Origin of the sequence: Endozoicomonas sp. OPT23 (assembly GCF_009653635.1) — a bacterium.
Classification (GTDB): Bacteria; Pseudomonadota; Gammaproteobacteria; order Pseudomonadales; family Endozoicomonadaceae; genus Endozoicomonas_A.
This window is the reverse complement of the sequence record NZ_PPFD01000002.1, coordinates 77163-91192: the sequence shown is the minus strand read 5'-3', so window position 1 is coordinate 91192 and position 14030 is coordinate 77163. Positions and strand designations below refer to the sequence as shown.

Genomic DNA, 14030 nt, shown 5'->3' with positions numbered 1-14030 from the left:
ACAAAATGCCGCCCCGAATTTTTAAAAACGAATTAGTGACCACTGCCCAATGACAGCAATGTCGCATTACCACCAACAGCAGTAGTGTTAATGGAACGGGTTCGTTCTGTCGCGAAGCGAATCAGGTAATGAGGTCCACCAGCTTTAGGGCCGGTTCCGGAGAGCCCCTGCCCGCCAAATGGCTGAACGCCAACAACCGCGCCTATCTGGTTACGATTGATATAGACATTACCGACTCTCAGGTTCTGATCCAGATAAGCTGCAGTCGCTTCATTACGGCTGTGAATACCAACCGTCAGGCCGTAACCGGTAGCATTAATATCAGCAACTACCTTATTCAACTCTGACGCTTTATAACGCACCAGATGCAGAATGGGGCCAAACTGTTCTTTTTCCAGCTGGCTGATACTATCAATTTCAAAAGCCACAGGCGCAATAAAGTACCCCTGACTGCATTCAGCACCCAGTTCTACTTCTGCTATCAGTTTTGCTTCCGCTTTCATGCGTTTGACGTGTGTCGCCAAACCTTCAAGGGCCACATCACTGATGACCGGACCAAGGTCAGTTTCATGAAGAGCGGGGTTACCCACCTTCAGTTCTGCCATGGCACCTTTCAGCAGATCAATAACACGGTCAGCAATATCATCCTGAACATACAACACCCGCAGTGCAGAACAACGCTGGCCGGCACTGGCAAAAGCTGACTGCACGACATCATTGATTACCTGTTCCGGCAGAGCAGTGGAATCAACGATCATGGCATTTTGACCACCGGTTTCAGCAATCAGTGGCAGAATCGCACCCGATCTCGCTGCCAGAGTCTGGTTGATTACTTTCGCAGTCTGGGTCGAACCTGTAAAGGCCACACCGGCAATTCGATGATCAGACGTCAGTTGTTGACCCACTTCACGACCAGCACCGGTTACCAGTTGAATAGCATTGGCTGGCACACCACTTTCCAACATTAGCTCTACTGCCCGGGCAGCAATCAGACTGGTTTGTTCAGCAGGTTTAGCAATAACCGTATTACCAGCAGCCAGAGCCGCTGTTACCTGCCCCAGGAAGATAGCCAGAGGGAAGTTCCACGGACTGATGCAAACAAAGACACCACGACCCGTGAGATAAAGTTCGTTAGATTCACCCGTAGGTCCTGGCATCAGTTGCGGCTGCGCAAATTTCTCTCTGGCCTGAATCGCGTAGTAACGACAGAAGTCCACCGCTTCACGAATTTCATCAATGCTGTCATGAATCGTTTTACCGGCTTCCTTGTGACAAAGAGCCACCAATTCATGAAGATTTTCTTCCATCCTGTCAGCAAGGGTTTCCAGATAGCTTGCGCGAACATCAACAGGTGTATTGTTCCAGTCATCAAAAGCCTGATCAGCCAGTTCAATGGCTCGGTCGATGGCTTCTGAACTGGCATAATGCAACTGACCAGTAATTTCATTCAACTTGTACGGGCAGGCAATCTCAACGGCTTTACCTGATTCCAACTGCTGACCTGAGATGATCGGCCCTTTCTGCCAGCTGTTGCCCATAAACTGGCCAACAGACTCCGAAAAGCTTTGCCACTCATGCTCAATATCGATATTCACGCCCATTGAGTTCTTGCGGGATTCACCAAAGATATCCACAGGCAGTGGAATTCGATCGTTCGCCAGAGAAGTGTTGGCAGCCAGCAATGAAGCCGGATGATGAACCAGATCTTCTACCGGTGTTTTGGCATCTACTAAACGATGAACGAAGGAAGAGTTAGCACCATTTTCCAGCAGACGACGAACCAGATACGGCAGCAAATCTTTATGACTGCCTACCGGCGCATAGATGCGAACATTGGACTGCTCCTGATCCAGCACTGTGTTATAGAGCGCATCGCCCATGCCATGCAGACGCTGGAATTCAAATTCACTGTCATTAGATTGCTCTGCCAGATTCAGAATACTGGCAACGGTATGGGCATTGTGGGAAGCAAACTGTGGATAGATACGCCCTGCCGTTTGTTCACTCAGCAGATAACGGGCGCACACCAGATAAGCAACATCAGTCGCTTCTTTACGGGTATAAACCGGATAACCTGACAGACCATTCTGCTGGCAGAGTTTGATCTCACTGTCCCAGTAAGCGCCTTTAACCAGTCGAACCGGAATTCGATCACCCTGCTCTGCTGACAGAGCACTCAGCCACGCCAGAACAGGCAACGCACGCTTGCCATAGGCCTGAACCACCAGACCAAAATCACCCCAACCTTTGCAATCAACATGGCGGTAGAGTTTTTCAAACAGTTTCAGGGATAGTTCAAGACGATCTTGCTCTTCCGCATCAATGGTGATGCCAACATTCAGTGCTCTGGCTTCACGAATCAAGCCACGAACACTGTCGAACAGTTCAGTCAGCACACGCTGTTCGTTGGCAACTTCATAACGAGGATGCAGAGCAGAGAGCTTGATAGATACGGTTGGCCTTGGACTCTTTGAATTAGATTTTTCTTTGCCTACGGATTGAATAGCAGCACGATAGGATTCAAGGTATTTCTGAGCGTCATCCGCAGTCAACGCAGCTTCACCCAGCATATCAAAAGAGTAGGTATAACCTTTTTCTCTGGGCTTGCTGCCATTTTTCAATGCTTCTTCAATGGTGCGACCCAGCACAAAATGCTCGCCCATGATTTTCATGGCCTGGTTCACCGCCTGACGAATCACCGGCTCACCCATCTTTTTAACCAGACGACTGATGACGTTACCGGGGCGACCATCTTCTTTTTTATCAAGGGTCACCACTTTACCGGTCAGCATCAATCCCCAGGTAGAGGCATTAACCAGCAGCGAGTCACTCTGCTTGATATGTTTTTCCCACTCCGCAACGCTGATCTTGTCTCTGATCAGAGCATCAGCGGTTTCCGCATCAGGAATACGCATCAGAGCTTCAGCCAGACACATCAACAATATGCCTTCACGGGTGTCCAGACTGTATTGCAGCAGCATGGAATCGATCATATGAATAGCATCTTCACGAGCCCGAACCTGTTCCACCAGCTTTGTTGTTCGACGAGTAACCGTCGCCAGCTGTTGTGGTTCCGGCTTTGCCAGCTCCAGCAACTGTTCCAGCCATGCTGATTCATCAACACTGTAAAGTGGTGAGATGTGTTGCCACAGCTCTGCCGAGCCTGCCTGAATAAAATCAGGACCAAATACTGCCTTGGCCTCAAACATGAGTGCTCTTCCCCTCATTCAGCCCAAGAGAGGCTGATTAATACGTTCGATAAACTTATTTGGAATTTTTTTAAGTGTGTGGACACACATATCATCCATTCAGCCATTACCCGCCGGAGGCGGGTAATGGCCTGTAGGTTCGCGTGTCTGCATACTTATTGAGCTTATGGCTCAAACATCCATGAGCGAAAACTGTTTTCTGAATCAGGGAATATGTCTGATTTCATCAACATCGTTTCATATAAGTATCATGCCGAAAAATCACAAAAATGCCCAGAGGATTACAACAGCAAAAAGATGTTCCTGAAGGAACAGAGCAAACAGCAGGCACAGCATTCACAAAAGCGGCTTCAACCCCTAACATGGCGTTAACAACATCTTTTTTGTGTGTGGTATTGAATGAAAGCTTTTCTGGTAGGCGGTGCAGTCCGTGACAGACTCCTTGGCATTGAGGTCAAGGACAATGACTGGGTTGTCGTTGGCAGCACTCCAAAAGAAATGATTAAGCAGGGCTTTCAGCCAGTAGGCCAGGACTTTCCCGTTTTCCTGCACCCAAAAACCAGAGAAGAATACGCACTGGCTCGAACTGAAAGAAAATCAGGCCATGGTTACGCAGGCTTCACTTTTCATACGTCTGCAGATGTCACTCTGGAAGAAGACCTGATTCGTCGCGACCTGACGATTAATGCCATGGCGGAAGATGAAAGCGGTAAGATCATTGACCCATTTAATGGCCAACAGGATCTTAAGAACAAACTACTGCGCCATGTCTCCCCTGCCTTTCAGGAAGACCCGTTACGAATTCTTCGTGTAGCGCGCTTTGCAGCCCGCTTTCATCATTTTGGTTTTGCCGTTGCGCCGGAAACCAATGAACTGATGAAAAAGATGGTGGCAGATGATGAAGCGTCATGGCTGGTGCCTGAACGTGTCTGGCAGGAAACCGTCAGAGCGCTTTCCGAACAAACACCTTCAGTTTATTTTGAGGTTCTTGCGCAGTGCAACGCATTATCTGTCGTATTACCAGAGCTGATTAATGCAGCCCACAGTAATGACATAAAACAGGCTCTGCAGCTGGCATCGACTAAACAAAGTGAAGCAGAAGTTCGCCTTGCGCTCTGTTTTACGTTCGATACCTTCGACAATAAGGCGATCAAGGCTTTTGCCAAACGTCAGAAATTACCCACACATTTTTCTGAACTGACCGCTCTGGTTACTGCTCATATCAATCGAGTGCATACGACGTTGAATGATCTTTCCGGAGAATCTCTGATCAACCTGTATGAACAGACCGATGCCTTCAGAAGATCTGAGCGTTTCTCACAACTACTGGAAGTAGCTGATATTCACGGGCAGGTCGTTAACCAACCGTTGGTTAAATCAACTGTCGAGCAGGTCAAAGCTATTCTTGAAGAATGTAAGGGAATGAGCGCCAGAGAATTTGTTGAGCAGGGCTATAAAGGCAGAGAAGTGGGCGAGCAACTTAGAATTGCCCGCATTGAACGTATTGACTCAGCGCTGAACCAGCAATAATCTCTTTAAGCGACTTCAACAGCGTTGGCTTTTATCAGCTGGGGTTTAACTCCCAGCTCTTCACCTGTTGCCAGTTTGATGCTGATGGTTTCAACCTGTGGAATAAAGCCGGCCCCACTTTGAACACTCACCAACTGCTTAAGCAACGGTTGAAAGAAGACTTCCTTTATCGATGAAACTGAGACATCCAGTGGTCGCTTAACCACCTGAAGAATATCCATATCAGCGTGACAGACTAAAGAACCTCTCTTTCTGCCAAGAGCATCTTCCTGCTGCTTACACCATTGATTCAGCTGTACCCGGGACAAGTCGGATTTAAAGCAGACAACAGCGTTCAGATAATCCGCAGCTGCGCAGCCTTCAGCCTCAGTTCTGACGACGCTGGATACCAGCAGTTCATCAAACCGCTTTTGCAATAAAACCAGCATACGCTGCATATTGATTTCAGCATCCTGATTCGAACCCAGCCCCAGGTAATAAAGCGTCATCCGTTACTCTTCTCCAACTGTGATATCTCTGCTCTGGTGCGCTCGCACCACACGGATGCCATGGCACCTTTCAGTGCTGCAGGCTTACGGATTTTAATGCCGACCTTATCAACATTAAAGCGTTCCTGAATCATGGCAATCAAATCACCGGCCATTTTTTCCAGCAAAGCATAACGAGAACTTTCACAGAAAGCCCTGACCGCTTGAGTGATGGCATCGTAATCAAGCGCATCATTCAGATCGTCCGACCTGAATGCTCTGGAAAAATCAGTCTCCAGTTCAAGGTCGATAATCAATGGCTGAGGCGCTTTATGCTCAAAGTCGTAAACACCTATCACTGCCTCTGTCTGCAGATCTTCTATACGAACTATGTCCACTCGTTACTCCTTTGAACAATCAATTCAGACCCTCATGGTTATGAGGTCCAAGAATTCTGTGAAGTATATTTCAAATCATTCGGAAAGGAGTAGTCCTGCACCAACATCAGACAAAAGCGCAACTATAGAATATGGACTAACCTCATTCATCTCTCAGGACTAAACCTCAATTGACTGCAAAAAAAATAAACAGCCATTAATGAATTGTGGATGCTGCCATGCTACTTAAGACAATCAAAAATAGCCTGCCCGTACTTGTTTTACTGTTTATAAGCGAGCTGGCGCTATCCAACGAGGATTTGTGCAGCACGTTAGAGCCGGATCACAGTGAAGAGATTTTCGACTTCCCGCTGTATCTCGACCCAAAACTCAGCGACTCGGATAAATCCTGCGCAAAAAAACTGATTAACCAGGTTCTGGATTTTGATTCAGATGGGGAGCTGAACTACTCGAGAGGTTTGATAGACCAGCTCCATGCATATAAAACTGTATTAAATCTTCATGACGAAGCACCTGAGGCTGAGGCGTCCGTAAATCCTATGGGGTCAATTTCTCTCCATCATCAGTCACATACGATCAAAGAAGATGGTAGTACTTCTACAAAACTTGAAGATAGCCCGGAATGGCAGGAAAAGCTGGTTTATAGCGTTGCTTATTTCGTGTCTGTAAAAGCAACAAAATTGCTTAAATTCTACATGGCCTTTAAAGGCACACCTCCGATTGACTCATATTCATCAGGTATCCGCTCTCGCTTTCCTAAGGATTCAAACTTGCCTGCTGGCATATTCGAAGTCGTAAACCGGGAAATCAGGGGAAGCCTTGATCTAAATTTGAGTGATGATGAACTGTTTACCGACGACCCAGAAACTGATGCCTTATCTCTTACTGGCTTTACCCTTATGCAATCAGTTGTCATTCGTTCTTCATTAATGGAAAGCACTGACAACGGAGTAGAAGGGAAAGAGAGAATACTATTCAATCAAACAGCGCTCACCACCCTTGATGGCCTCCCTGCATTTTCCGAAATATCACATAAACTGTTATTTCAGAAGTAATTGATCTGCATAAAGTCACTCGAGAAACATTGTAGGAATGAAAGAATGTTTCTCGAAGACCCTATTATTTATTCTTCCTCTACTTTCCTTCCTTCCAAAACAGGCATACGAATAGCCATCCCAGTTCTGGAACTAATACACCAACGAATCAAAAAACAGAAAATTACAGCTGCATAAAAACATCTATAAAAACAGGTTTTCCATCAATCTGAAGTTGAGCTTTTTAATAACAAAAAAGTAAATATGAACTATTAATAACAAGTGGAGTCTACCGGCAACCATACACTCAAAGAGAAAGTACAAATGAAAATCTATATCAGAAACCTGTTAAGCCTGATATTTCTTTCAGCCTGCTATACAAACCTAGCCAATGCTGCAGCACAACAAAAAGACCTCTGTGCACAGCTCCCCGAGAACCATGGGACCGAAATCTTCGGTCTCCCCTTAAAAATCACTGGTTATGTCAGTGAGAGCAATAAATCTTGTGCGCTGGGACTGATCAACCGGGTTCTTGATTACGACCTCGATGGAAATCCGGATTACCCTACAAAGAGAATCAAAAAACTTATCTCTGAAGGTTATATTCTCTATCTAGCAGCCGCTCTTCCTGCTGAGGGATCTGAAACCATAGAAGATGGTTCTTTTGCGTATTCTCAATCAGGCGAACGCTATCGCAACACACAAATTGATTTGAGTAAGTCTGACTGGCAGCAGACACTCGTCCATATGCTAGCCAAAGACATAGTGCTGCATGGAACCTACATATTCGACGAGTTGGACGCTAAAGTGCGTTTTCTCTCTAGTTACCAGCGAGATACGGAAGACACCGAATCCATCACCCAAGAACAGAACCCTGCAAACATCAGCGGCTTGCAAAATAAAGTACTGATACCTGACGAGCTGGCAAGCTTTCATGAGGAATTAAAAAGTTTAAAGCTCAATGTAGAAGAAGAACCTTTACGGAAACGCGCAGCATTCATATTCTTCGCTAATGCTATGGCTGGGGAAACATTCAGCAGCGGAATTGACCTCACAAAAGAAATCGATCAATTCATATATATAACCGAACTAATAGGCACACTAACACTGGTACTTCTGGACCGAACCGGACTGTTACTTGAAGATAGGTTCGAGTTCAATCAGAACTGGCGTAAACACAAGCCAACTCTGGAAGAGCTACCAACGCTGAAGGGTATTGTCGATAGACTTGAGAGTAACGAATAGTCCCTATACCTAACTAAGGGCCGTGTTATCACGGCCCTGCTATAGTCACCCGCTGCTCAATTTTTCCTGTCAGGAACCACACAACTCGCCCCCCTATTCCACAATCAATTTTTTAAGTGACGTATAAAACCGACCATACCCAGAAGCATGCTTCCATGCCAGTGAGTTCGGAATAAGTTTCCGCTTCGTCAAACCTTCAAGACATAAATACACATTAATTATATGTGTACTAGGCTGAGTCTCCGGAAATAACTGGAAAACCAAATATAACATCTACTAAAAACACGTTATGGAGCTAGATATGCTGTTTCAGAAACTCTGGAAGCGATTACCATTATTTTGCCTAATTCTTATAAGTGAATTAACACTTGCTGACACCAACTATTGCAGTCAGCTAAACCCTGACCACAGTGAGGAAATTTTTGATTTTCCTCTAGTCTTCGAAGACAAGATAAATTCAGTCCATACCTCTTGTGCTAAAAAGCTGATTAACCAGATTCTGGATTTTGATTCAGACGGTCAATCAAACTATTCAGAAGAACTGATATCTCAGCTTAATAAAAATCAAAATACACTGACTGTGCACATGGTGAGACCTGAGCATAACCCTAGCAGTAGAGAATACATTAACCTGTTTGACACCAGACATACTATTCGCTCAAACGGCGGGATAATAAAAAACTACAGCTTCAATAAAAACTGGCAACATCATCTGGTCAGTAAAGTAACTGAAATGCTTGCAATCAGAGCAACCGGACTCTCTGATCTTATACGAGACACAATTGATACTCCTGTTGACTCGCAGGTAACAGGTTTCTGGAGCACGCATTCAGACCTTTTTCAAGACGGCAGGCAAACTATTCGTCAGGCACATAGAGAAGTGCTGGATGCGGTTTATCTGAATTACACAGGACGAGAGCCTCTTAAAAAGCTAGATGACATCTATGCTTCTGACAGCCAACAATATGATATTGCCGTTGTAGTTTTCACCCTGATGCAATCCATCGCCATTCGTTCAGGGCTTTTAGTGCGCGGTAACAACGTTGAATGGGAAGTATGGAAATCACCTGCCCCCCTTACACACGCAACTCTGAATACGTTGGAGAACTCTGCAGTTTTCTCCAGCATTTCACACAAGCTGCTCTTTCAGAGATAAATGTCCACACCTGAAGACAAGTCCCACCAAGGACTATCTTCAGGCTTTTAACAATGTCGAGCTATACCGCGGCCAATTCTTCCATATTCCACCTTGGCTGAGGTGCGACAGTCAGTTCCTCAGCTTCGCCAGCCAGCAATCTTTGACAGCCTGCATAGGCAATCATGGCGCCGTTATCAGTACAGAATTCAGGGCGGGCATAACGCAAGCTGCCGCCTTCCTTTTTCGCCATAGCTTCCAGCTGCACCCGTAATCTTTTGTTGGCGCTGACACCACCGGCAATAACCAGCTGCTTCAGACCAGTCTCACGCAATGCTCTCCTGCATTTGAAGGCCAGTGTGCCGACTACCGCTTCTTCAAAAGCTAAAGCAACATCTGCACGATCCTGATCATCAAACTGGCCAGCTTCACGGCATTTAGCCACTGTATTCAGGGTAAAGGTTTTAAGACCACTGAAACTAAAGTCTAAACCTGGGCGGTCACACATTGGGCGAGGAAACTTGAAACGACCCTCTGTGCCCTTCTCCGCCAGCATGGAAATCTTTGGACCACCGGGATAGCCCAACTCCAGCATGGAAGCGACTTTATCAAAGGCTTCACCCGCTGCATCATCAATGGACTCACCCAACAACTGGTATTGACCTATGCCATCTACCCGAACCAGCTGGGTATGACCGCCAGACACCAGCAGCGCCAGAAACGGAAACTCTGGCGAATTATCTTCCAGCATTGGCGCTAACAGATGCCCTTCCATATGGTGAACACCCACCGCAGGAATACCCAACGCCCAGGCCATTGAGCGGCCAATACTGGCACCCACCATCAAAGCACCAATCAGACCTGGGCCTTTGGTGTATGCAATGGCATCAATATCGGAGCGTTGCAGGCCAGCTTGTTCCAGCACCTGATTGATCAGTGGCAGGACTCGCTGAATATGGTCACGGGACGCTAGTTCTGGAACTACTCCGCCGTATTCAGTATGCATTTCAATCTGGCTGTACAGTGCATCCGCCAGCAAACCTTTCTCGCTGTCGTACAGAGCAATACCGGACTCATCACAGGAGGTTTCAATCCCGAGAACTTTCATTCGTTAACCTGATTCATTCTTTGGACCTGATTCAGCATGTGAAAAGTACCCACAGGCTTTATGGATTTCCATCATTCACGCTGGTTTAAATCCCTGTGGATAAGGGAAAAATAGCTGAAGATGACCAGTTCCAGTGCTCTCGAACAAGAGCGTTAAAAAGGACGCATAATACTGCAAAACCTATGGCTTCAGCCAATGTCTGCTGCTACCTGTTACAACTGACCGGGCTGCTGCCATAACCATAGGACAAAACGGTTGCAAAACGCCGATTTTGCATTTACTGGAAATAGTCTATAAAATTCGCACCCCTGAAAATACGCGGCTAGTCTGTTGCATTAGTACAGACTTTTTTGCGGGTCGGAAATTTAGCTTCTTCCTGATTTCTAAAGGAAAACAGGAGTGTTTCTCCGCTCTCTCTGCCTATCTGACCACCGTGTCAGTTAAAAAGAGTAGGAGGGGTAAAGACCAGATGTTATGATGCCGGGCTGCAATCCAACCTATATTGAACTAACGAATTTTGAAAGGAAGGTGATCTCTGCATGCCTGCTGTTAAAGTTAAAGAGAATGAACCGTTTGACGTAGCTCTGCGCCGTTTTAAGCGCTCCTGCGAAAAAGCCGGTATCCTGGCTGAAGTACGTCGTCGTGAACATTACGAAAAGCCTACTTCCGTTCGCAAGCGTAAAGCAGCTGCTGCCGTTAAGCGTCATTTGAAAAAACTGCAGCGCGAACAGCGTCGTCGCGAACGTCTGTATTGAGATCTGATTTTCAGGTCCTGATACCTTCAATACTGTAATTGATTCTCCTGACAGTGCTCTTCTGACGTTCTCTTCTAAAGAGTTCATCTAAAGAATCATCTGCCAGGCTGGCAACTACCGGGGAAGCCAAATGAGCGAATGCAAAGTCAAGGAACAACTGACTGCTGCAATGAAGGATGCCATGCGTGCTCGTGAAAAAGTGCGTCTGGGTGCTATCCGGATGGCTCTGGCTGAACTGAAACGTATTGAAGTCGACGAGAAATCGCTCGACGACACCCGTGCCCTTGCAGCACTCGACAAGATGGCCAAGCAACGCCGCGATGCCATCACTCAGTTCGAGTCTGCAGGGCGCACCGATCTCGCTGATACGGAAAAAGCCGAATTAGTGGTGATCAAGGAATTTCTTCCTGAACAGCTCTCCTCTGACGAAATTATCCAGCTGGTTAATGATGCCATTGCCAAAAGCGGTGCCGAAAGCATGCGCGATATGGGCAAGGTAATGGGTATAGTCAAACCTCAGGTTCAAGGTCGTGCCGACATGAACCAGGTCAGTCAGGTCGTCAAGCAGCAGCTTGCTTAACCGTTTGATCAGCAGTTACCTCGTAACCTGACCCCGACTTGCTGACACCTTCTTTCATTTCGATTTTATTCCCATCTCGTTACGATGATCATGGCACAATGATATAGTCGCGGTGATATAGTCGCGATAATATAGTGCGATAATATAATATCGTGAGTTCCTTACTTCCTTTTTCTGGCACCCTTCTGCTATGGCTGGTCGCATACCACAGACGTTTATTGATGATCTGCTATCCCGTATCGACATTGTGGATATTGTCGACAGTCGCGTAAAACTCAAAAAAACCGGTCGTAACTACTCTGCCTGCTGCCCTTTTCATCAGGAAAAATCCCCTTCTTTCACCGTCAGCCCTGACAAACAGTTTTATTACTGCTTTGGCTGTGGCGCCAGTGGCAACGCTCTTGGCTTTGTAATGGATTTCGACCATCTCGACTTTCCTGCCGCCATCGACAACCTGTCTGGCCTGATGGGTATGGAAGTACCCAGAGAGCAAGGCACTAGCAGGAATCATCGCCCGGATTATTCAGAGCTCTATGAACTGATGCGAAAAGCATCCAGCTCCTACGAAGAGCAACTGCGGAAAGCCAATGATGCGCCAAAAGCTATCGGCTACCTGAAAAATCGCGGACTCGATGGCCAGACCTGTAAGAGTTTTGGCATCGGTTACGCCCCTTCCGGCTGGGATCACCTTCATAAACTGCTGGGCGACACTCAGGAGAAAGAAGGCCAGCTGGTCAAAACCGGCATGTTGGTCGAAAACGAAGAGAGCAAAAAACGTTACGACCGATTCCGCGATCGAATCATGTTTCCTATTCGGGACAGTCGCGGCCGCATCATTGCTTTTGGTGGGCGAGTGCTTGGCGATGCCAAGCCAAAATATCTGAACTCGCCAGAGTCCCCTATTTTCCATAAAGGCAGAGAGCTCTACGGCCTTTATGAAGCCAAACAAAACAACCGCAATCTCGAACGAGTCATTGTTGTCGAAGGCTATATGGACGTGGTTGCGCTGGCTCAACTGGGCATCAGTTACGCTGTTGCCACCCTTGGTACCGCAACCACACTCGATCATATGCAGCGATTGTTCAAAATGGTGCCGGAAGTGGTGTTCTGCTTTGACGGCGATGATGCCGGCCGCAGAGCCGCATGGCGAGCGCTGGAATCCACACTGCCCGTTATGCAGGATGGCAAGCAGGCGCGCTTCCTGTTCCTCCCACAGGGAGAAGATCCGGACAGCATGGTGCGACAGGAAGGCAAAGAAGCTTTTCTGGAGCGTATTAAAGTCGAAGCTCTCAGTCTGGATAACTTTCTGTTTCGGGAACTGGAAGACGGCCTGAATCTCGACTCCATGGATGGTCGAGCTCGACTGACTAAACTGGCACAGCCTTATGTCGGCAAACTGCCCGACAGTATTTTCAAAAAGCTGGTATTACAAAGACTGTCCGACCTGACAGGTCTCGACAGCAATACGCTTGAAACTCATCTGGCAGAAGAACAACAACAAAAGCAGACTACACCTGCCGAGCCTATCCAGCAGAATGAACCACCTGCCTACATTAATGAGCAAGTCATGAATTATGACCCTGCTCATATCGATAGCCATATGGACCAGCATAGAAATGATCATAGGGTCGATCACTATGGCTACCAGGAATACGCTCAGCCAAGTGGCCAGCAGTTTTTCAAAAAACGCGGTAAGGGTTTTAATAAAGGTTTTCAACAGCCAGCACCAGCAGCACCGCTCAAAGTAGGCCTGTCCATCTATGCCATACGACACTTACTTTGTAATACCGAACTGGCTGTAAAGGTTGAACAGGTTAATTCGCTGGAGCAGGACAATCATCCTGACACTCAACTCCTGCTGGAATTGATCAAGGCTCTGCAACTGCAGCCTAACCTGTCCACCATTGCCCTGATCGCCCAGTGGCATGGCACCACCAAAGGTGAACGCCTGCAGCATGTGGCCACCCTTGAACTGGGCCACGAACCAAACGACGCTGAATTCTGGGAAGCCATTCAGCGTATTCGTGAGCGGGGCACCTTGATGGAATCAAGATCTGCTTCGGAAGCCTTGAGGCAGAGCCTCACCAGCAAGAAACCAAGTCAGATTGATTCTGATGATAAGAGCCGTCTTGAAGCACTACTGGAAAAACAACGGCAACGATTTGGCGTCAAAGACTCCTCAAAGTCATAAGACAAAGGACGTGCAAAAAACAGTTAGCCATGGTTAAGCCTTGTCAGACAAGGGGCTAAAACTTCTTTCCACAACAGCTGGCAATTATTTTTTTCTCGGCTAATTTATGGCGACGCACGTATTTTTAGGTATACTTGAATTTCACTGTGCTATGTGGGAAGCCGTTATTGACCACACACCTGATTTTGAATCCGGTCTGAAACAGCGACAAGCGAGTATGATTGAGTAGTCTGAAACTGGTCGTTCACAACTGAATAATGATGTCTTCCTGTGCATGAATTGCATGGTCGGAAATCAAACCAGTCGCTGCACATCATCACGGTAATAAACCAGGGAACGGGATTCTTCACCATGGATAGTATTTTTCAGGTGCCTCGT

The 14030-nt window shown here is 46.9% G+C and carries 11 protein-coding genes; 7 read left to right on the top strand and 4 right to left on the bottom strand.

Annotated elements, in window-relative coordinates; translation table 11 throughout:
* Window positions 1-32: 32 nt before the first annotated feature.
* On the bottom strand, window positions 33-3209 hold the full coding sequence (gene putA, locus EOPP23_RS02280; protein ID WP_153764370.1) for a bifunctional proline dehydrogenase/L-glutamate gamma-semialdehyde dehydrogenase PutA: 3177 nt from the start codon (window positions 3207-3209) through the stop codon (window positions 33-35).
* A 399-nt stretch (window positions 3210-3608) separates the two neighbouring features.
* On the opposite strand from putA, the gene EOPP23_RS21685 reads away from it, so the two are divergent.
* Window positions 3609-4739, top strand: coding sequence for a multifunctional CCA tRNA nucleotidyl transferase/2'3'-cyclic phosphodiesterase/2'nucleotidase/phosphatase (locus tag EOPP23_RS21685; protein ID WP_153764369.1), 1131 nt, complete (start codon window positions 3609-3611; stop codon window positions 4737-4739).
* A 5-nt stretch (window positions 4740-4744) separates the two neighbouring features.
* Here the strand turns inward: EOPP23_RS21685 and EOPP23_RS02270 are convergent, their stop codons facing one another.
* Window positions 4745-5227: a 2-amino-4-hydroxy-6-hydroxymethyldihydropteridine diphosphokinase gene (locus tag EOPP23_RS02270; protein ID WP_153764368.1), complete on the bottom strand. Its 483-nt coding sequence runs from the start codon at window positions 5225-5227 to the stop codon at window positions 4745-4747.
* Complete coding sequence (folB, locus tag EOPP23_RS02265; protein ID WP_153764367.1) at window positions 5224-5604, bottom strand: dihydroneopterin aldolase; 381 nt, start codon at window positions 5602-5604, stop codon at window positions 5224-5226. The genes EOPP23_RS02270 and folB overlap by 4 nt, the downstream gene beginning before the upstream one ends.
* Before the next feature lie 218 nt (window positions 5605-5822).
* Here folB and EOPP23_RS02260 point away from each other — a divergent pair, with 218 nt between their 5' ends.
* From EOPP23_RS02260 to EOPP23_RS02250, 3 genes are all read left to right on the top strand, one after another.
* Window positions 5823-6659, top strand: coding sequence for a hypothetical protein (locus tag EOPP23_RS02260; protein ID WP_194842462.1), 837 nt, complete (start codon window positions 5823-5825; stop codon window positions 6657-6659).
* Between the two features lie 303 nt (window positions 6660-6962).
* The gene (locus tag EOPP23_RS02255; RefSeq protein WP_153764365.1) at window positions 6963-7883 is read left to right on the top strand and encodes a hypothetical protein; all 921 of its coding nucleotides are present in this window, start codon (window positions 6963-6965) and stop codon (window positions 7881-7883) included.
* Window positions 7884-8184: 301 nt separating this feature from the next.
* Window positions 8185-9039 carry a hypothetical protein gene (locus EOPP23_RS02250; RefSeq protein ID WP_153764364.1) on the top strand — a complete coding sequence of 285 codons (855 nt, stop codon included), beginning with the start codon at window positions 8185-8187 and terminating at the stop codon, window positions 9037-9039.
* 61 nt (window positions 9040-9100) lie between these two features.
* On the opposite strand, the gene tsaD is transcribed toward EOPP23_RS02250, so the two are convergent.
* Entirely contained in the window at window positions 9101-10126 is a 1026-nt protein-coding gene (gene tsaD / locus EOPP23_RS02245; protein WP_153764363.1) for a tRNA (adenosine(37)-N6)-threonylcarbamoyltransferase complex transferase subunit TsaD, read from the bottom strand.
* 539 nt (window positions 10127-10665) lie between these two features.
* Here tsaD and rpsU point away from each other — a divergent pair.
* The 3 genes from rpsU to dnaG all read left to right on the top strand — a co-directional run bounded on the left by rpsU (window position 10666) and on the right by dnaG (window position 13652).
* Complete coding sequence (gene rpsU, locus EOPP23_RS02240; RefSeq protein ID WP_135507276.1) at window positions 10666-10881, top strand: 30S ribosomal protein S21; 216 nt, start codon at window positions 10666-10668, stop codon at window positions 10879-10881.
* Between the two features lie 130 nt (window positions 10882-11011).
* Window positions 11012-11461 carry a GatB/YqeY domain-containing protein gene (locus tag EOPP23_RS02235; protein WP_153764362.1) on the top strand — a complete coding sequence of 150 codons (450 nt, stop codon included), beginning with the start codon at window positions 11012-11014 and terminating at the stop codon, window positions 11459-11461.
* 190 nt (window positions 11462-11651) lie between these two features.
* Window positions 11652-13652 (top strand): DNA primase, encoded by a 2001-nt coding sequence (dnaG, locus tag EOPP23_RS02230; protein ID WP_153764361.1) that lies wholly within the window; start codon window positions 11652-11654, stop codon window positions 13650-13652.
* Window positions 13653-14030: the final 378 nt, after the last annotated feature.